Source organism: Paraburkholderia phymatum (assembly GCF_038900715.1).
GTDB lineage: Bacteria > Pseudomonadota > Gammaproteobacteria > Burkholderiales > Burkholderiaceae > Paraburkholderia > Paraburkholderia phymatum_A.
Window position 1 is genome coordinate 12,769 of the sequence record NZ_JAYMRZ010000027.1, and the last position, 19,413, is coordinate 32,181.

Below are 19,413 nucleotides of genomic sequence, written 5' to 3' on the forward strand. Positions count from 1 at the left end.
GTCAGTCCGGCGCAGCAGGGGATAGTCGCCGAGTGGATGCCCACGTTTTGACGAGCAGACGGATGGTCCGTATCAACAGGTATCCTATGAAAAGGTTGGCGCCGACGAATACCGGTATAGCCAGCACTTGCGCCGATCGAACGCCCGACTGTGCGAGCTTGAGGTTGCAAACCGTGGCGGCCGCGACGCCGAACGTATAGGCCCAGTAGGCAGGGATGAAGGACTGAACGCCGAGCCATGATCCGAGGCGTAAGCCAAGCAGCAACTGGAAGAGCCCGTAACCCCAAAGCATGAGAAGCCAGTGGTCCGTGCTACTTGGAGACAATGCCAGCCAAGCCATGGCACACACGGCCGGCGGGGCGAACTGAATGCCGATGAGAGGGCGCTGACGCGCGGGTATGGCTGTCGAATGCCATAGCCGATGGATTACCAACGACTCGAGGGCCAGCCATGAGAACAGCCCGGCACCTAAAAATAGCCACCCCCAGTCCGGGCATCCCAACGAACCCAGCGCCGCTGCGCTAGTAAAGTTACCTGCAACGGTCGGCAGGTACAGGGTCGGCACCATGTCCTCCGCGTTTCTACCGCCCTGCCATAGCGTTCCTGTGTGCCAGAGAGAGAAGCCCACGTGCCACGCGATGCCGCTCATGGCCAGAATCCACGCCAAGAGAACCGAGTACGGGAGCACTGCCATGGCGACGAGCAGCGTGGACACCGCCAACAACGCGGGCGTGCCGCCCTGCACAGGGTGCAGGAACTCGGCTTTGACGCTATCGAAGCTTCGGATGGCCTGCCATACGTAGCCGATGGCGAGGACGGCCCAGACCAACCCGGCGACAGCGAGAAGCGTTTCTCCGACAGCGGGTGGCAAGGCCCATAGCCGAGCCGCCATTCGCCATGCCTGCCCTAGCCCGGAGACGCCTAGCACTATTCCGAAGTGCGACGCCGGAATATGTGCCCTGCAAAGGTGCATGAAGCGCGTCGTCGCGGGTGCCGCCTCATCGCAGTGAGCATGCTCATCGCGAGCGGTGGGCGCGGCGAGCGCGCAACGGTTAGTGCTGCTGTCCACAACAGCTCTTCTTCTGAGTGGTACATGCGTTGGCGCTTTCGCCCTCGACTTGAACGGGCGTGTAACCGGCATCGGCAATGGCATCGCGCAGCTTGTTCGGATCGACTTGGGTCGACTCGATTGTCACCCGATGCTTGGCCGGATCGACAGTAAACTTCGCGAGATTGTCGACGGCCTTCAGTGCGTCGGTAATCGCAGCGGCGCAGTGGCCACACGTCATGTCATTGACTTCAAAGGCGATCATGAGAGTTCTCCTAATGGGTTGTGTCGATGGGACGATGAAACTATCGAGCTTCCCATCGTCGTAATGTCAACAGGCTTTTAGCAACTAATACCAAATGCGAATGCCGGCAACCCACTGTTGATCGAAGACGGCTTGATTCGCGTCACGGGCAAGATTAGCGGTGGCGCCGAAGTGGCGTTTCCACTCAACGCCGATGTAGGGCGCGACGCGCCGATTGATCTCATAACGCAAACGCAAGCCGAACTGGGCGTCGGAGATCCCAGCGCCGATTCCCCGGGCAGGATCCGAGCGCCCATACGCGTTGACCTCGAGGTCCGGTTGCAAGATCAGCCGCTGGGTGAAGCGCATGTCGTACTCCGCGCGCACGCGAGCAGCAGTTCGTCCTGTTGGATCGACGTAGCCGGTGGCCTCGATATCGAAGTTGTACGGCACGATGCCTTGTACACCGAATGCAGCCCAATGGCGGGCCGGCCCATCGCCGAAATCCTGGCGTATGCCGAGTTCCGTGTCCCAATATTCCGCGAGCGCATGGCTCCAGAGCGCCTCGACATCGGCATCTCCAAAGTGACCGCCGCTACGTTCCCCTTCGCTGCGAACCCATAGCTTGTTGATGTCGTTGCCGTACCATCCGTGCATTTCCCAAGCCAGCCCGTTAGTGTCCTTGTCGTGGAACACTTCCAACTGGTCGAACTGCAGCATGCCCAGTGGCGCGGCGTCGTCCATGTCCATACCCGGCTCGGAACTGGCGCTGACACCGTCGGAGTAGTCGGGGCTGCGCGCGTTGGCCGGTGCGCTGCCGCCCTGCATGGACCCCATTTGCGTGGGCCTCGGGTTTTTGCCGTGCGGCGCAGCGTTGCCGTTTTGCATGGAGTTCATCTTGGGAGGCATCTGCATGCCGCCCATTGAATTTTCATCATGCGACGAAGCGTTCGTCGAGGGCATCGAACTGTCGGCGGGGGGCTGAACCACTTGGGCGATGGATAGGGTCGGCGCGGCCAGCAGTCCCGCCGCGAGCCACAGAAAGCGCCGCGGGATCATGGCGGTAAGTTGTCGTCTTTTAATCATGACACGACCACCTCGCGGAACATGCCCGCAAACATGTGATAGAGCATATGGCAGTGGTAGGCCCAGTGTCCCGGCGTATCGGCCGTCACACCATAGGCGATACGTTGCGCAGGCTGCACGTTGATGGTGTGCTTGCGCACCTGAAAACCACCGGACGGATTTTCCAGCTCGCTCCACATGCCGTGCAGGTGGATCGGATGATTCATCATGGTGTCGTTGACGAGCACGACGCGCACGCGCTCCCCGGTTCTCAAGTGAACCGGCTTTGCACCAGAGTACTTCACGCCGTCGAACGACCACATGAACCGCTCCATGTTGCCGGTAAGGTGCAGTTCGATTTCGCGGTTCGGCTCGCGCGGGTCCAGAGACCCGCCGATCGTATGCAGACCGGCATAGGTGAGGACGCGGCGGCCGTTGCCGCGCAGACCCGCGCCCGGGTCGTCGAGATTGGTGCGTGGCATATCGACACGCATGTCGACACCAGGCCCATATTCGGTACGAGCGTGATGCGCGGGCGGCGTCGCAGCCATCATCCCCATTCCGGGCTTCCCTGACATTCCGCCTTGCGCATGCATCCCGCCCATCATCATTGCGCCCATCATGTCCACCTTGTCCAACCAGCCGACCGGGTCCATTTTCGGGACGTCCGCCTGCATGCCGAGGCGCGGCGCGAGCGTGCCGCGCGCATAGCCGCTGCGGTCGATCGATTGGGCGAATACGGTGTACGCGCGGTCGTCTTCGGGCTGAACGATCACGTCGTAGGTTTCAGCGATGGAAATGCGGAACTCGTCTACGCTCACCGGCTCCACATCCTGTCCGTCGGCACTGACCACGGTCATTTTCAGGCCCGGGATGCGCACGTCGAAGATCGACATCGACGAGCCGTTGATAAAGCGCAGTCGCACCTTTTCGCCGGGCTTGAAAATTCCCGTCCAATTGTCGGCCGGCGAGTGTCCGTTCGTCAGATAGGTATAGATCTGTCCCGACACATCGCTGTAGTCGGTCGGGTTCATGCGCATCTGCTCCCACATCTTGCGCCGGGCTAATGCCTTGCTCAGCCCGTGGTCGCGCACGTCGCGGAAGAAATCCGGCGCTGTGGGCATGGCGTAGTTGTAGTAATCGCCCGACTTCTTCAGTGTGGCGTAGATGTGCTCGGGGTCATCGTCGGACCAATCGTTGAGCATGACGACATAGTCGCGGTCGACCGCAATGCGATCTTGCCCAGCCGGTTCGATGACCAGCGGACCGAACACTCCCGTTTGTTCCTGAAAGCGCGAATGCGAGTGGTACCAATAGGTGCCGGCCTGCCGCACGGGGAAGCGATAGACGAAGGTCTCGCCCGGTGCGATTCCAGGAAAGCTGAGGCCGGGCACCCCGTCCATCTCAGTCGGAACAAGAATGCCGTGCCAATGAATGGAAGTCGGCACGCGTAGCCGATTGGTCACGCGCAGCGTCACCGTGGTTCCCTCCTTCCAGCGGAGCGTGGGTCCCGGGAGGCTGCCGTTGATCGTGGTGGCCAAGCGTGAATGGCCGGTGTAGTTGACAGGGGTCTCGGCGATATCCAACGCGAAATCGGTGCCGCTCAGCACGGTCGGCTGGTCGGGGCTGGTCAGCGCCCAGGTGCGCGAGGACTGGAGTAGGCCAAGTGTGGCAGCGGCACCGCCCAAGGCCAAGCCTTTAACGAAGCGCCGCCGCGACGTACTGGTTGGCGGATTTCGACTTTGCATGGAATTCTCCGTGATCTACGGCAGTCGATGAGCCATGAGATTTCTCGACTGGTTTTTTTCGATGAGACGGCGGGACTGTAGAGCGTCCTATCGTCGGAATGTCAATAGAGCTATTGCGAACGCTATGACGTAATCGAAAATTTTTTTCATGCCCCGCTTGACCTTCCGATGATGGGAACCATGAAGCTGTTCTCCATCGAAACACCAACGAAACGGAGATCACCCTCATGAGTACGACCGCTTCAACATCCGAATTCAAAGAATTCAAGCTGCCCATCGAAGGTATGACGTGCGCGAGCTGCGTCTCGCGCATTGAGAAGGCGCTGGAGGCGCTGCCGGGCGTCGAAAGCACGGCGGTCAACCTCGCGACCGAGGAAGCCACCGTTCGGGCGTCTGCCGATGTGGACGTCGGGGCGCTGGCCGACGCCGTCCGCAAGGCCGGATACGATGTCCGCTCCAGCCCGATCGAACTCGGGATCGAAGGCATGACCTGCGCATCGTGCGTGGGCCGGGTGGAAAAGGCGTTGCTGAAGGTTCCCGGCGTCTCGGCCGCATCGGTGAACTTGGCGACTGAAAAGGCGACGGTTGCGGCGCATGGCGGCGTGTCATTCGCGACGTTGGCCGCGGCTGTCGAAAAAGCCGGTTACGTAGCAAAGCCGGTCGATGCCGCATCGACGGCATCGACCGCGCCGGCTGCGGCAAGTCTTCCGCAATGGTGGCCGGTGCTCGCCGGTACGTTGCTGACGCTTCCGCTGCTGCTGCCGATGCTGCTGCAGTTGTTCGGCATCGAGTGGGAGCTGGGGGGCTGGGCGCAATTGGCGCTGGCGACGCCGGTGCAGTTCTGGCTAGGCGCTCGTTTCTACCGCGCCGGCTGGAAAGCGGTGAAGGCGGGCAGCGGCAACATGGACCTGCTGGTCGCGCTGGGCACGAGTGCGGCGTACGGGCTCTCGGTTTTCCTGTTGTGGCAGCACCGCAACGGCGATACGCCGGATCTTTATTTCGAGGCATCGGCTGCGGTCATTACTCTGGTGTTACTCGGTAAATGGCTCGAATCGCGTGCCAAGCGGCAGACGGCCGATGCAATCCGCTCGCTGAATGCGCTGCGTCCGACTGTCGCTCGCGTCCTGGTGGATGGCGTCGAAGTCTCCACGCCGGTCGAGCAGGTCGCGGTGAGCGACATCGTCGTCATCCGTCCCGGAGAGCGGGTGCCGGTGGATGGCGAAGTCATCGACGGTCGCAGCCACGTCAACGAGTCACTCATCACCGGCGAGAGCTTGCCGGTCGCGAAGGCTGCCGGCGACAAGGTGACCGGCGGTTCCGTCAACGAGGAAGGTGTATTGCAGGTTCGCACGCTGGCCATTGGCGCTGAGACGACGCTTGCCAGAATCATCCGCATGGTGGAGTCGGCGCAGGCGGCAAAAGCTCCGATTCAGCGCATCGTCGACCGCGTGAGTGCGGTCTTCGTCCCCGTCGTCCTCGGGCTGGCGCTGTTGACCTTCGTCGGCTGGTTCATTTACAACGGCGATGTGCAGCATGCCGTGATCAGTGCGGTCGCGGTGCTTGTGATCGCTTGCCCCTGTGCGCTCGGCCTCGCCACGCCGACGGCCATCATGGCCGGCACCGGCGTTGCCGCCCGTCAGGGGATTCTGATCAAGGACGCGGAAGCACTCGAAGTGGCCCACTCGGTGACCGTCGTGGCGTTCGATAAGACGGGCACGCTGACCGAAGGCAAGCCGTCGTTGGTCGCGATCGAGGCAGCCGACGCCGGCGATTCGAAAGAGGTGCTGCAGCTTGCGGCCGCACTGCAGAAGACCAGTGACCATCCGCTCGCACATGCGGTGATGGAGAAGGTCCGCGATGAGCGTATCGCCGTGCCGCAGGCACAGGAAGCTCGGGCTCTGCCCGGCCGCGGTGTGCAGGCCGTCGTGCGCGGCCGGCAGCTCCTGTTGGGCAGCACGCGGTTGATGAAGGAGTCTGATGCGGCTCCGGGAGCGCTGCTGTCTGAGGCTGAGCGCCTCGAGGGGGAAGGGCGGACTATCTCCTGGTTGCTGGCGCAAGAGGAAAGTCGGACTCGCGTGTTGGGGCTGCTGGCCTTTGGCGACACCGTCAAGCCCGCGTCGTATGCGGCCGTCAAGCGGCTGCGCGAGCTGGGCATCAAGACGGTGATGCTGACCGGCGATAACCAGGGCAGTGCCAATGCCGTGGCGCGAGACCTGGGCATCGATGAAGTCCGTGCCGAATTGTTGCCCGGTGACAAGGCGTCGATCGTGGATGGCCTGCGTAGGCAAGGCCACATCGTGGCGATGGTCGGAGACGGATTGAACGATGCGCCGTCTCTAGTGGCGGCGGACGTTGGTTTGTCGATGTCGACGGGCACCGACGTGGCCATGGAAGCGGCAGGCATCACGTTGATGCGCGGCGATCCCCGCTTGGTGGCGGATTCGTTCGATGTCTCGCAGCGTACTTACTCAAAGATTAAACAGGGCTTGTTCTGGGCGTTCGCCTATAACGTGCTGGGTATTCCGCTGGCGGCTTTGGGCTTGTTGAACCCGGTCATTGCCGGGGCTGCGATGGCCTTCAGCAGTGTCAGCGTCGTCAGCAATGCGCTGATGCTGCGTCGTTGGCGGGGCGCGGCGACCGCCGCCGGCGCGCTTGGCCCGACGCAAGGAGCTTGACTATGAACATCGGCGAAGTAGCGGCGGCATCCGGCGTCTCGACCAAGATGATTCGGCACTATGAGGGTCTCGGGCTGTTGCCGCAGGCGATCCGCTCGATGAGCGGTTACCGGCAATACAGTGACAAGGATGTGAGCAAGCTACGCTTTATCCGCTACTGCCGCGACCTCGGTTTTTCGCTAGAACGGATTGGTGGTCTGCTCGATCTATGGCAGAACCGGGAGCGTTCCAGCCGGCAGGTCAAGGCATTGGCGCAGGCGCACATCGCGGAACTCGACGAAAAACTCAAAGAGCTTCAGGAGATGAAGGCCGCGCTCGAACACTTGGTGCACCACTGCAACGGCGACGATACGTCGGACTGCCCAATCATCGAGTCGCTCGCGACGACAGCAGCCATGCGAGACGGTACCTCCAATAGCCCTGTCCGAAAAATCTTGCCCGACAAGCGACGGAAGTCCATGCGTTGAATTTGAGAATTCCGTGTATCGAACGTTGTAATGCTCAGGCGGCCGCTCGTGGAAAAATAGGATTCAAATTCAATCCACGGACCCTCTGAGCCTCGTTGCTAAAAGCCTCTTGACATTACAACGATGGGAAGCCGGATAGTTCTAACATCTCATCAACAAGACCCATCAGGAGAAAGCTCATGATTGTCTTCGAAGTCAATGACATGACGTGTGGCCACTGCGTCGGTGCGATTACCGAGGCACTGAACGCTGTGGACGGCGGTGCGCAGATTACCGTCGATCCGGTCACACATCGGGTGACGATCGAGTCGACCGATGTCGATCCGAACAAGTTGCGCGACGCCATTGCGGATGCCGGCTACACGCCCGTTCAAGTCGAGGGCGAAAGCGCCAACGCATGCACTCAGGCGAAGATCTGCTGTGGACCGCAGCACTAAGGGTTGCTCGCTCACAGCGTCGCCCGCTCGCGGTGAGCACCATGATAGCTATTTGGCGTCTACCGGCGCCTCCTACACCCGTTGATTCACCTATTTTTAAATCTGAAACGTCCACTATCTAACATCAAATAAAAGGATCAATCATGAAGCTTCGACAACTCGTTCTGAAGAGCGGCCTTGCATTTGCTGTTGCGGCTATGACTTATACCACGGCGTTCGCTGCAGATCCGGCGGTGTCCGCGTCGGACGCCACCGGCGTTGCGACGAGCAAGCAGACAACTACGACGAAGAAGGCGGTTCGCGCAGCCAACCGTGTATTCTCCAAGACCGTTCATAAGGCTCTCTCCAAAACCAAGGGCCTCGATGCAACGTCGATCACCGTGTTCGGTGATGCCAAGACGGGGCACGTGACGCTGGCTGGCCATACTGAGGAAGAGCAGCAGAACGATCTGGCCGTCGATGCGGCGCAGAAAGTGGAAGGTGTCACCTCAGTTAGCAGCAAGCTGACGGTGCGCCAGGAAGGCGGACATTAAAGCCGTCAGCGCGGCAGCCAAGTTTGGCTGCCGCGCACATGAACGGGCTTCTGCTTTCTCACCATGTCCGCGGAAGCTACTGGAGATGGATCGATGGCCGAACTATCCGAAGACAATCGCGTGCTCCGCACGTTGTTGAATGTTCTTAGTCCGTCTGCCGAGCAGCTCAATGCGCCTGCGAAAGACCAATCGGTGATACTCGATAAACGTCGCAACAGGGTATGTCCACCTGTCACTGAAGATCATCGGCATCCGGCGAAGCGGCCTTCCAACATCATGGTCGTGGACCGGCTGTCGCCATTCACGATTAGCGTTTCGTGGAGCGATCCGTGTGTCGGTCGATACACAGAGCAGATCTGGTGCAGCGGCCGCGCCCCCGTCGCCGCGATCTGCGCATTGACTGGGCGCACCATCAATCGCGGCGACCGAGTGTTTCGCCCCCGACTACGCGATATGCGCGTGCCGCCAGGCTGTTATCAGATGATTCTGGCGGAAACGATCGGAGATTGCGCCGACTTAGTGATCACTGGCGCATGATATTCCGATTCAGACTTACCCGGTGACCGTTGTGGCGTTCGACAAGACGGGCACGCTGACGGAGGACAAGCTCGTCGGCAATGCACTGATGCTGCATCGTTGGCGTCGGCGGTGACACCGATGGCACGTTTGGCGAGATAAAGGGAGGTTGACTATGAACATCGGCGAAGTGGCGTCCGCATCCGGCGTCTCGACCAAGATGATTCGGCACTATGAAGGTCTGGGGCTCTTGCCTCAAGCGAGTCGCTCAATGAGCGGTTACCGACAGTACAGCGACAAGGATGTGAGCAGGCTGCGGTTCATCCGCAACGGTCGGGACCTCGGTTTTTCGCTGGGGCGAATCGCAGAACTGCTCGACCTATGGCAGAACCGCAAGCGCTCCAGTCGGCAGGTAAAGACACTGGCGCAGGCGCACCTCAGGGAACTCGACGAAAAAATGAGGGAGCTTAACGAGATGAAGGCAGCGCTCGAACAGTTGCTGCACTGCTGTCACGGAGACGACAGGCCGGACTGTCCGATTATCGAGTCGCTCGCATCCGGAGCGGCGGTGCGCGCCATTGCTGCCAACGGTTTCACCAAGGAGTCCCCTGCCTGACAAACGGCGACAGTCCGGTCATTGATCACTAACCGCGCAAAGAAAAGTCGCGGTTGGCGCGCCTTGGAATGGACCGTCTTCATCGCGGGTAAACGATACGTGCTTGAGGCATCATCGCTCTAGGTCGATCGCACGTCCGTTTGATGGGCCTTTGCGGTCTGGCCCTTTAAAAAGAACAATGCTAAGGGCTCGGGATGAAAAAAAAGCTCATTTCGCGGAGCAATTCAGATTCCTTTCTCCAAATCGCAATGCATACCATGAGCGCCATACCCTGAGGTCACATTGACGTACACGAGAGTGGCGGTGATCGAGGGGCGTGCTCAACGCGGAGACTGGAGACCGACCGCCCATGAAGATCCACCGAATTACTTCTGCTCTGATTGCTGCGCTGGCCGTAGTGCAACCATTTGCTGCGTTCGCGGATACAACCGTGAAAATCGGACAGGTCTCACCACTTACTGGTGAACTCGCGCATATCGGCAAGGACGACGAAAACGGCGTGCGGCTCGCGATCGAGGATCTGAACAGCGAAAAGCTAAAAATCGGCGGACAGGCCGTGACGTTTGTTCTGGATTCGCAGGACGACGCGGCAGACCCGAAGACTGCCGTGACGGTTGCGCAGAAGCTGATCGACGATCGCGTGGCGGGTGTGGTAGGGCACGCCAATTCCGGTACGTCGATTCCGGCGTCGCGAATTTACGCGGCCGCCGGGATTCCCATGATCACGGAGTCGGCGACCAATCCTCTCTTGACCCAGCAGGGATTCAAGAGTGTGTTTCGCATGGTCGCCAACGATGTGCGACAGGGCTCGGTGATCGGCACGTATCTCGTTCATGACTTGAAGGCGCACAAGGTCGCCATCGTCGACGATCGTACGGCATACGGGCAAGGTCTTGCGGACCAGGTCGAGAAGGCCGTCAAGGCAGCAGGCGGAACAGTCGTGGATCGGGAATTTGGCACGGATAAGACAACCGACTGGAAGGCGGTCTTGACGACAATCAAGAGCCATCAACCGGACGCGATCGCGTTTACAGGGGGAGACACGCAGGCCGCGGCCTTCGTCCAGCAAATGCAGAAGCTCGCGTTGAAGGCGACGTTCATTGCAGGCGATGAGTCCTGCACGCCGCAGTTCATCGCGCTCGCTGGGTCGTCGATGACCGTCAACACGTTCTGCACGCTGGCGGGTGTACCGCCGTCGCGCATGCCTCAGGGGCCGGCCTTTTTCAAGCGGTTCCAGCAGCGCTTCGGCGTGCCGGTGCAACTCTACGCTCCGTATGCGTACGATGCTGTGATGGCGATGGCGACAGCTATGCGGACAGCGAACTCAACCGATCCGAAGGTGTACATGCAAAAGCTTCAGGCGGTGAAATTCGACGGGGTAACGGGGCCGATCCAGTTTGACGAGAGCGGGGACATTCGCAATGGGGCGATCACCGTGCGTCAGTTCGGGCAGGGAGTATGGAACGACAGGTCGGTGGCTCGGTAGGGAGCCCGCGATAGGTGGGCGCTTCGAATGATGCGCCTCGTCTACGTTACACCACCCCGACAGTTCGGCGACGATCCAACTGCCGGGGGCTTTCCTAAGAATGGGCGACGACGAGTAGCTATGCCATCCCTGACTCGACTCCCTTAGAATTCATAGCCTTGCCCGTCGGCTGGAATGAGCACACGCTTGGGGTCGAGTTTTTTCGCGGAAATGAATTCCGCCAATTCCTTTCTCGTTTGCATGGCGTGGCCCAACGCCTCCATGTGGCTGGCGATGATATAGGCGTCCGGAGCCGCCTGGCTCGCGCGGTATAGATCCTCTTTGCCCATGATGATTGCGCCTTCGATGTCCTTGAAGCGCACGTAGCCAGTATTCAAGACGATAACATCGGGTTTGTAGGTGGTAATGGCGGCCTCGACATCCTGATTCCATACCGTGTCGCCAGCCACGTACACGGTTTTGAAGTGAGGACGCTGGAACACGACGCCATGGACCATGCCCAACATTTTTCCGCGGACTTCCATCGCTTCGTCGCTGCCGTGTTGGCCGTTCGTTCTGGTCAATAGGACCCCTTTGAACTCAGTAGGCGTATCGAGGGCATGCACGTCGCGAAAACCTGCGCCTCGAATCTTTTCCGCATCCTGGTCGTTTTGCGCGAAGATCGGCATGTCCTTGGGCAAACGTTCCTTTGCTGTCTGGTCCCAATGATCGAGATGCAAATGCGTAACGATGACCGCATCGGCTTTCGTCACGTCATCGATCGGTATCGGCAAATCGACAGTCGGGTTTCGAATCTGTTCGTTGAATGCGCCGGGTGCAGCCGCATAAGATCCCTTGGGTCCAAGCATCGGATCGACCAAGAACGTGGTCTCTCCGTATCGGACCTTGATCGTTGCATTGCGAATCTGCTGGAACGATACGATGTGTGCGTTGCTGCCGGACTCGTCGACTGAGTTCGTCGGCGAGGCCGACGCACTTGCCGAAATCACGGCGGCGCAAATCAAGCATGCCGTCTTTGCCAGAGCTTGTATGGACATGGATGCGATTCTCCTGGTGAGATTGTCTCGGGTGCGGGTAGAGGTGATCCCGAGAGCCATTGAAATGTTGTTCGAGTCGAGAAAACAGACGCGCCGCGACTGAACTTGTCGCGGCGCATCTGCGTCTTCTAGCGATTTCCCAGTCGGCTGGTTTAGCTCACGGTTGCAGCTGGGCGTGGCGTCATGCCGTTATCACGTCCGCCGCTCGCGTCTCGCGACTTGCCGAATCTCAGCAGACGCAACGCGTTGAGCGTGACAAGTGCTGTTGCGCCCGTATCGGCCATGACCGCAACCCAGAGGCCGGTCATACCCAGCACGGTGGTGATCAGGAACAATGCTTTCAGGCCAAGTGCGAAGGTGACGTTCTGTCGAATATTCGCCATAGTCGCGCGCGAGACCGCGACGAGGTGAGCGACATCGGTGACTCTGCTTTTGAGCAACGCCGCATCCGCCGTCTCGATGGCGACGTCAGTGCCGCCTCCCATGGCGATGCCGACGTCTGCAGTTGCAAGTGCCGGTGCATCGTTGATGCCGTCGCCGACCATGGCCACCTTGGCATCGCGCTTCATCTGGCTGACATGACGCAACTTGTCCGCGGGCAGCAATTGCGCTTGCCATTCGATACCGAGTTGGGAGGCGATAGCGCGCGCAGTCCTGTTGTTGTCACCGGTCAGCATGATGGACCGTATGCCCATTTGCTGCAACAACGCCACGCCTTCGCGTGCGTCCCGTCGAGGTTCGTCACGCAGGGAAAGCAGCCCGATCATTTCGCTGTTCTCTTCGTCGAGCAATACGACAACCGTATTTCCGCCATCTTCCAATGCTTCGATGCGCTGGCGCGATTCCGCTGAGAGATTCCATGCTTGGGCTGCGTACGAAGGAGACCCGACCGCCAACTTTCGCCCATTCACGGTTGCGTGGACAGCCTTGCCCGGCGTCGCCGAGGCGTTCAAGGCAGGGGGGATGGCGACGTCAGCCTCTGCGGCGTGCGCGACGATCGCCTTGGCGAGCGGATGGCTGGAGCCGGTTTCGATCGCTGCCGCGAGAGCAAGAACCTCGCTTTCGCCGCCTGGGCGGACGGACACAACGTTGGTCACACGAGGCTTACCCTCGGTCAGCGTGCCGGTTTTGTCGAACGCCACGGCGCGTACGCGTCCGATCGTTTCCAGCGCATTGCCGCCCTTGATTAAAAGGCCGCGACGCGTTGCGACGGCAAGCCCGGAGGCGATGGCGGCTGGTGTCGAGAGCGCGAGTGCGCACGGACAGGCGATCAGTAGCAGCGACAAGCCGCGATAGACCCATGTATTCCAGTCGCCACCGCTGACCAGAGGAGGGAGAGCGGCAACTGCGGCAGCGATAACCATGACCGCAGGCGTGTAATATCGGCTGAATTTCTCGATGAATCGGGCCGTGGGCGCCTTGGAGGATTGGGCCTGTTCCACCAGCTGAATGATTCTCGAGATGGTATTGTCGGCAGTCGTTTTTTCGACTCGCACCTGGAGTGCACCTTCAACGTTGATCGATCCGGCAAAGACATTTTCGCCGAGAGTCCTGGAGCGCGGGACCGATTCTCCCGTCACAGGAGACTCGTCGATGCTCGATGCTCCGTGGAGAACGACGCCATCGGCCGGAACACGATCGCCTGGGCGCACCAGGACAACGTCGCCAACCTGCAAATCCGCGGCCGCCACGGTGCGCTGCTTTCCCTGCTGATCAAGCAAGATCGCGGTCTTGGGCACCAGCGCCGCGAGCGCCTTGATCCCTGCACGTGCCCGGCCCGCGGCCACGCTTTCGAGCAACTCGCCGATTGCGAACAGGAACACGACGGCAGCGGCTTCCGCCGATTGTCCAAGCGCGAGTGCGCCCAGCGAAGCCACCGTCATCAGCATCTCAATGGAGAAAGGCGAGCCGGAGGTCGAAAGCGCCAAAGCCTTGCGTGCGAAGGGGAAAACGCCGGCGACCACGGCGGCTGTGAAGATCCAGTTCGCATATTCCGGGAGCCAGTGGGCTACAGCGTAGGCTGCTCCCATCAACGCTCCCATGCCGACAACCAATTTCCCTTTCTTTGTTTGCCACCAGCGCTGAGCTCGGGAGGGAGCCTCTGCTTTGCGTGATGTATCGGCCGGGGTGCTGTCGTGCCGGGCGCCCGAGACGCCAAAGCCTAGGCTCTTGATCGTCTTTTCGATGTCTGCGACTTGCGTGAAAGCGCCCGAGGCGAGGGAGAGCGCCAAACTTTCTGCATTGAAATTGATTTGGACATCGGAGACGCCTGGCATGCGTGAAAGGGCCGTCTCGATCTTCCCTATGCAACTTGCGCAATCCATGCCTTCAACACGCATCGTGACATTCGGCATGCCGGTTGCGCACTCGAATAGTGTTTTGCCGGACGATGGTTGGACTTCACACGACTCGTGCTGATGTCCCTCTTCGTGATGATGCGTACCGTGATCGTGTGCATCGCTGCACGTGCGGCGATGGGGTGTGCTGGCGTCGCGATGGTGTACAGGATCATCGTTCGGTTGCGATGCATCGACCGCACCCGAATGCGAAACCACACTCAACGGCAACTGCGTTGCATCGAAACCGAGCGTTCGGATTTTTTTCACGATGTCCAGCGCCGTCGCCTTGCCGGACCGCGTGCGACTAACCGACAAGGTCTCGCTGGCGAATTGAACACTGATGTCGGATACCCCGTCCATACGACCCAGCGCGGTCTCGATCTTGCCTACGCAACTTGCGCAATCCATTCCCTCGACGCGAAAGGCGAGCTGTTCCTCATCCGAAGAGGTGTTGCGAACAGGTTTTGACGACATATAAATCTCCTGAATTGATCGGCTGCCAACGCGGACGAGCACGTTCCAAGTGGATGGGGCGTTCGTTCAATAGCCGACTGATGGCCCTTCGTTCACCGTGTCGAGTAGGCTAGACATTGCTATCGTGGCAAAGTCAAGCACGGGTCGGCTCGGACGCGATATAAAGATTTCGTTTCAGTGGAAGACACTTTCTCTCGTTTGCATATGGAATGGAATGAGAGAACAATGTCAAAAAGCAGGGCTGATAGAGCGCCAAAACATGAGCGAAAGGCGTGGTGCGGATAGACCTTTAGATCACGAGCATCAATAGTTTTGCTTTCTATGTTTGCTGGCTTCGCGAATGCTCCTTCTCGTCGTTAATGAGATGCGACCGCCCGCCGAGCAGCGGTGGCGTCAGCCTGCTTACCTTCAACCGAATCCTGACAGTTAGCAGGTGGAGAGACTAAGATGAGCAATCAATTCAAGGGTAGGAAACTGCTGGTCGTCGGCGGCACGAGCGGAATTGGCCTGCAAACGGCCCGCATGGTTCTTGCCGAAGGCGGCAGTGCGGTCATTGTCGGACACCGTGCGGACAAGGCCGAGGAGGCGCGCAAGGAACTGGCCGCAACGGGCCCGGTTGCGGCATTGGCCGCGGATCTGTCCAACGATGAAGGACTGGCGGCGCTGCTCGAGGCCATCGATGAGCAGCATGCCGATATCGACCTGTTGGTCAACGCGGCTGGCGTGTTTTTCCCGAAGCCGTTCCTCGAGCATCAGGCCGCGGATTACGACCAGTATCTGACGCTGAACAAATCATTCTTCTTTATCACGCAGAAGGTAGCCGCGAACCTCGTTGAAAAAGGTCGTTCCGGCGCGATCGTCAACATTGGTTCGGTCGGTGCGCAGCAGGCCATCGCTGCGATGCCGGCATCGGCATACGCGATGGCGAAGGCCGGCCTGCATTCGCTCACACAGCACTTGGCGATGGAGTTGGCACCGAAACACATCCGTGTCAATACTGTGTCGCCAGCAGTAGTCCAGACCCCGATCTACGAGAAGTTCATGCCGAAGGATGAAGTGAATAGCGCTCTGCAGGGCTTCGATAACTTTCACCCGATCGGCCGTATCGGCACCCCTCAGGACGTTGCGGAAGTGGTTACCTTCTTGCTTTCGGATAAGGCGAGTTGGGTTACCGGGGCGACTTGGGACGTGGACGGTGGTGTGATGGCCGGCCGCAATTGATCCGGACGGGCAGGCGTCATCACGCGCTTGCCCTTATCCACCGCTCGTTTCCCCGACTTACCTTCCGGTGACCCAGCCCCAATGGGCAAAAATCGCCGCACCCGCATCGGAACGGAGGAAATCCACGAACTGCTGGGCAGCGGGATTTTCCGCTCCGTGTTTGGTCACCGCCACGCCGGTGTCGCGGTAGATTGCGTAGCGCGGCTCGATCGGGACTGTCTCGGCGAGCGAGGGGTTCGATACCTGCCAGATGTTCCAGATCAGCCAAGCGTCGATGTCGGGCTGCGCCATCCACGTCTGTCGCGCGGCCGCGCTATTGCCTGCGAAGCTCACGATGTTGCTGCGCATCGCCGCAACGGTGCGAATATCTCCAAGCCGGCCCGCAACGTCCTCCCATACGCCGTTCTGCCCCGCGCCATTGACCACCAGAATCTTTACGCCCGGCTTCAGCAAGTCCGCCAGGCCATGAATATGACCAGGATTGCCGGGGCGAACGAGTATTGACATTGGACGAAGATACAGCGGTATCGGTGCTTGAGGCGTGAGTTGATCGCCCATCGCCACGACAAAGTCCGACATCATTGTTTCTGAGCCGCTGTAGATCAGGTCAGCGTCGGCGCGTGCGTGATCGATCCATGAGGGCGTCGGTCCAGCCGTGACATCGACATGCGTGCCTGTCTGTTTCTCGAACGCTGCGGCCGCTTCCTTCATTGCCGGTGCCGGGCCGCCTGGTCCGTAGACATGCAGCGCGGATTGAGCCGATGCGTGGACTGACGAGATGGACAACGCCACCACGGTGGCGAGAGTTGCGCAAGCTCGCATGGCGAACTTCGAATAGCGACGATTCACGAATACTCCTTAAATTTCCCAGTCGTTGGGGGCAGGTCACGGATAGATGCGCGGAACATGTTCGCAGGTCACGGCCTATAAACGGGCGCCAGGCGTACGTATATTTCACGCAGCACTAAGCGCGGGCAGGCGTGTATCCACCTTGAAGATGGAGATGGCGGTGCGCAGTTCGATCGCCTGCTCCTCGAGCGACCGCGCCGCTGCTGCCGATTCCTCCACAAGGGTGGCGTTCTGCTGGGTCACATGATCAAGCTGATTGACAGCAGTGTGGACCTGCTCGATGCCATCAGTTTGCTGTTCGGATGCGGTCGAAATCTCTGCGACGATGTCCAATACCTTGCGCACCGCCAGCTTGATCTTTTCCACGCTAGCGCCAACCTCGCCAGCCTGGCGCGCGCTATCTTGGATCATATCGACCGATGTCTCGATGATTCCCTTGATCTCCTTCGCCGCCGCGGACGAGCGTTGCGCGAGCGAGCGCACCTCGCTCGCCACTACGGCGAAGCCGCGCCCCTGCTCGCCGGCGCGTGCCGCCTCAACCGCGGCATTGAGCGCGAGGATGTTGGTCTGGAATGCGATGCCTTCGATGAGGCTCGTAATCTCCGAGATCTCCGTAGCGCTTTCATTGACCCGCCCGATTGTCCCAAGCATCTCCTGCACCGCGGAGTGGCCCGTATCCGCAATGTCGCTCGCATCCGCTGCGAGCGCTTTCGCTTCATGCGCGTTGTCCGCGTTCTGTTTCACTGTTTCGGTCAATTGCGTCATGCTTGCAGCGGTTTGCTCGAGTGAGGCGGCTTGCTGTTCGGTGCGGTTGGCCAGCGAGGCGTTCTCCGTGGCAATTTGGCTCGCGGCGGAATTGATGGTCTCGACGCTTGTCCGGACGCCACCGATGATCTGTGCAAGCCTTCCATTCATTTTCTGCAAGGCTTGCATAAGCTGGCCCATCTCGTCGTGCGTCCGCGCTTCGACGTGGACCGTCAAATCTCCCTCAGCGACGCGATTGGCCGATTCGACAGCCGCGCGTGCTGGCGCGACGACCGAGCGAGTGATCGCCAAACTGCAGATGATGCCGAGTACGATTGCGGCAAGGGCGGTTCCGGCAATGGTCAGTGTGGCGCTGCGCGAGGCGGCCGCGGCGTCGTTGCCGCTTTGCACCATCAGGTCGGTCTGGAATTTCACCAGATTGTCGAGCGCGTCGAAGTACGTTTGTTGATCTTTGCGTAGATCATCAAAACTGAGATCGATGGCCTGGTCTTTGTGCCCCTGCCGGGTGAGATCAGCGACCCTGTTACGCGTATCCCGGTAGTGCAGCTGTACAGCTCTCATCTCGTCGAAGAGCTTGCGTTCTTCAGTAGAGCGAATGAGCGCGTCGAGTTGCTTGATCGCTGGATCGTACTTTATGCGCGTTTGCTGGACTTGCTCCAGGTACTTGGTGACCTCATCTGCGTCGCGGGCCAGCAGCGCGGCGCGCATCTGACGCGCCGCGAAGTTCGCATAATCTTTGAGTTGATGAGCGAGATCAACCTTGACATAGGTTTCGGTGACCAGCTCTTGTGTGCGTTGGCTCGCCGCGCGGAGTTGAGTTGCCGCGAGGATCGAGATTCCGATCAGCAGCGCGATCAAGAGACCAAAGGCTGCGGAAAGACGAACGCCGATTTTGAGGTTATTCATTTTTCTCATGAGAAATCGAACAAGAAATCCCCGTGCTCGAGACAGTGATGACGAATGCTTTATAAGCGCTGGAACGAAGAGGGTGCCCGTCTACGCGCATTCCGCTGGTTTTCCTCGAGACGGAAAAAAAAGGTGCCGTGCTGGCACGGCACCCCAAATGATCCCGGGACAGGGTGGAGAGGAGGCCCGGGATCCAAACGAGGCGGTGCGGGTTGCGCGAAGAACCTAGTTGGGCATGGCGCCTTCTGCCTGCAGCGCGATCAAGAGCACGTTGGTCTGATTCAGCAGCGCTTCCTGATACTCGGCGGGCAGTGGCAAATCGTCTCCGAACGACAGAGCGTCTTCTATGCCCTGACGGAAGCGGTGCGTGACCTCTTTGCGCTGCGAAGTGGCCAAGAGAGGCAACACCGCATCAACAAACTTGTACAGTACCGCGAGCCGTCCGCCAAAGACGGATATCGCATTAGCATTCGTCTCAAGTGTCCGCTTGAGTACTCGCAGATGGCCTTCCAAGGTATTGCACGTCGGGGCAGACATTCAGAACGTCTCCCATCCGTTTGCTCCAATGCGCCTCGCCGGCTTGATGGTGCCAATAACGGTAGCGGTAACGGTGGATCGGCCTTCTTTCGTGAGTGCGGGATCGGCAGACGCTTTCCGCACGGAAAGCTGGGGTCTTTGTTCTTGGGCGATCTTTTGCATCGAAGAACTGTCACTCGAGAATTTGAACGAGGCAACGAAGTCTTTTGATTTAGTCGGCTGCTCTTCCAGCGATTTCGCCGCGGTGGCCGTTTCTGCAACCAACGCCGCATTCCGCTGTGTTAGCTCGTCCATCTGCACGGCTGCCTGATTGAGCTGCTCGATGCCGCGACTTTGCTCTTCGGAGGCGGAGGCGATTTCGCCTACCATATCGGACACCTGCTTCATCGCCTGGTTGCCTTTCGCGATCCCACTCGCTGCGATCGCGACTCGCTCGGTCGTTGTGCGGAG

18 protein-coding genes are annotated in these 19,413 nt (G+C 59.7%); 8 read left to right on the plus strand and 10 right to left on the minus strand.

Features of this window, described 5'->3' with window-relative positions; all coding sequences use genetic code 11:
* Position 1: 1 nt before the first annotated feature.
* The 4 genes from tehA to VSR68_RS34985 all read right to left on the minus strand — a co-directional run bounded on the left by tehA (position 2) and on the right by VSR68_RS34985 (position 4,105).
* Positions 2-1,069, minus strand: coding sequence for a dicarboxylate transporter/tellurite-resistance protein TehA (tehA, locus tag VSR68_RS34970; RefSeq protein WP_342944129.1), 1,068 nt, complete (start codon positions 1,067-1,069; stop codon positions 2-4).
* Positions 1,053-1,313 (minus strand): heavy-metal-associated domain-containing protein, encoded by a 261-nt coding sequence (locus tag VSR68_RS34975; RefSeq protein WP_342933333.1) that lies wholly within the window; start codon positions 1,311-1,313, stop codon positions 1,053-1,055. Before VSR68_RS34975 ends, tehA begins: the two co-directional genes overlap by 17 nt.
* An 84-nt stretch (positions 1,314-1,397) precedes the next feature.
* The gene (locus tag VSR68_RS34980; RefSeq protein ID WP_342944130.1) at positions 1,398-2,378 is read right to left on the minus strand and encodes a copper resistance protein B; all 981 of its coding nucleotides are present in this window, start codon (positions 2,376-2,378) and stop codon (positions 1,398-1,400) included.
* Positions 2,375-4,105: a copper resistance system multicopper oxidase gene (locus VSR68_RS34985; protein WP_342944131.1), complete on the minus strand. Its 1,731-nt coding sequence runs from the start codon at positions 4,103-4,105 to the stop codon at positions 2,375-2,377. The genes VSR68_RS34980 and VSR68_RS34985 overlap by 4 nt, the downstream gene beginning before the upstream one ends.
* Positions 4,106-4,332: 227 nt before the next feature.
* On the opposite strand from VSR68_RS34985, the gene VSR68_RS34990 reads away from it, so the two are divergent.
* From VSR68_RS34990 to VSR68_RS35020, 7 genes are all read left to right on the plus strand, one after another.
* On the plus strand, positions 4,333-6,780 hold the full coding sequence (locus VSR68_RS34990) for a heavy metal translocating P-type ATPase (RefSeq protein ID WP_342944132.1): 2,448 nt from the start codon (positions 4,333-4,335) through the stop codon (positions 6,778-6,780).
* A 2-nt stretch (positions 6,781-6,782) separates the two neighbouring features.
* On the plus strand, positions 6,783-7,247 hold the full coding sequence (gene cueR, locus VSR68_RS34995) for a Cu(I)-responsive transcriptional regulator (RefSeq protein ID WP_342944133.1): 465 nt from the start codon (positions 6,783-6,785) through the stop codon (positions 7,245-7,247).
* Positions 7,248-7,426: 179 nt separating this feature from the next.
* Complete coding sequence (locus VSR68_RS35000) at positions 7,427-7,684, plus strand: heavy-metal-associated domain-containing protein (protein WP_342944134.1); 258 nt, start codon at positions 7,427-7,429, stop codon at positions 7,682-7,684.
* A gap of 143 nt (positions 7,685-7,827) precedes the next feature.
* The gene (locus VSR68_RS35005; RefSeq protein ID WP_342944135.1) at positions 7,828-8,217 is read left to right on the plus strand and encodes a BON domain-containing protein; all 390 of its coding nucleotides are present in this window, start codon (positions 7,828-7,830) and stop codon (positions 8,215-8,217) included.
* Between the two features lie 93 nt (positions 8,218-8,310).
* Positions 8,311-8,754 carry a DUF3331 domain-containing protein gene (locus VSR68_RS35010; protein WP_342944136.1) on the plus strand — a complete coding sequence of 148 codons (444 nt, stop codon included), beginning with the start codon at positions 8,311-8,313 and terminating at the stop codon, positions 8,752-8,754.
* A 154-nt stretch (positions 8,755-8,908) separates the two neighbouring features.
* The gene (gene cueR / locus VSR68_RS35015; protein WP_342944137.1) at positions 8,909-9,349 is read left to right on the plus strand and encodes a Cu(I)-responsive transcriptional regulator; all 441 of its coding nucleotides are present in this window, start codon (positions 8,909-8,911) and stop codon (positions 9,347-9,349) included.
* Between the two features lie 349 nt (positions 9,350-9,698).
* Positions 9,699-10,835: a branched-chain amino acid ABC transporter substrate-binding protein gene (locus tag VSR68_RS35020; RefSeq protein WP_342944218.1), complete on the plus strand. Its 1,137-nt coding sequence runs from the start codon at positions 9,699-9,701 to the stop codon at positions 10,833-10,835.
* Positions 10,836-10,978: 143 nt separating this feature from the next.
* On the opposite strand, the gene VSR68_RS35025 is transcribed toward VSR68_RS35020, so the two are convergent.
* Together VSR68_RS35025 and VSR68_RS35030 are read right to left on the minus strand one after the other, a co-directional pair.
* On the minus strand, positions 10,979-11,872 hold the full coding sequence (locus tag VSR68_RS35025; protein ID WP_342944138.1) for an MBL fold metallo-hydrolase: 894 nt from the start codon (positions 11,870-11,872) through the stop codon (positions 10,979-10,981).
* 152 nt (positions 11,873-12,024) lie between these two features.
* Entirely contained in the window at positions 12,025-14,685 is a 2,661-nt protein-coding gene (locus tag VSR68_RS35030) for a heavy metal translocating P-type ATPase (RefSeq protein WP_342944139.1), read from the minus strand.
* A 447-nt stretch (positions 14,686-15,132) separates the two neighbouring features.
* Here VSR68_RS35030 and VSR68_RS35035 point away from each other — a divergent pair, with 447 nt between their 5' ends.
* Positions 15,133-15,906 carry an SDR family oxidoreductase gene (locus VSR68_RS35035; RefSeq protein WP_342944140.1) on the plus strand — a complete coding sequence of 258 codons (774 nt, stop codon included), beginning with the start codon at positions 15,133-15,135 and terminating at the stop codon, positions 15,904-15,906.
* Positions 15,907-15,963: 57 nt separating this feature from the next.
* Here VSR68_RS35035 and VSR68_RS35040 read toward each other — a convergent pair whose 3' ends face one another.
* The 4 genes from VSR68_RS35040 to VSR68_RS35055 form a co-directional block, all read right to left on the minus strand.
* Entirely contained in the window at positions 15,964-16,728 is a 765-nt protein-coding gene (locus VSR68_RS35040) for an extracellular solute-binding protein (protein WP_342944219.1), read from the minus strand.
* Between the two features lie 132 nt (positions 16,729-16,860).
* Complete coding sequence (locus VSR68_RS35045; protein WP_342944141.1) at positions 16,861-18,426, minus strand: methyl-accepting chemotaxis protein; 1,566 nt, start codon at positions 18,424-18,426, stop codon at positions 16,861-16,863.
* 225 nt (positions 18,427-18,651) lie between these two features.
* Positions 18,652-18,963, minus strand: coding sequence for a hypothetical protein (locus VSR68_RS35050; RefSeq protein ID WP_342944142.1), 312 nt, complete (start codon positions 18,961-18,963; stop codon positions 18,652-18,654).
* Complete coding sequence (locus tag VSR68_RS35055; RefSeq protein ID WP_342944143.1) at positions 18,964-19,350, minus strand: hypothetical protein; 387 nt, start codon at positions 19,348-19,350, stop codon at positions 18,964-18,966.
* Positions 19,351-19,413: the final 63 nt, after the last annotated feature.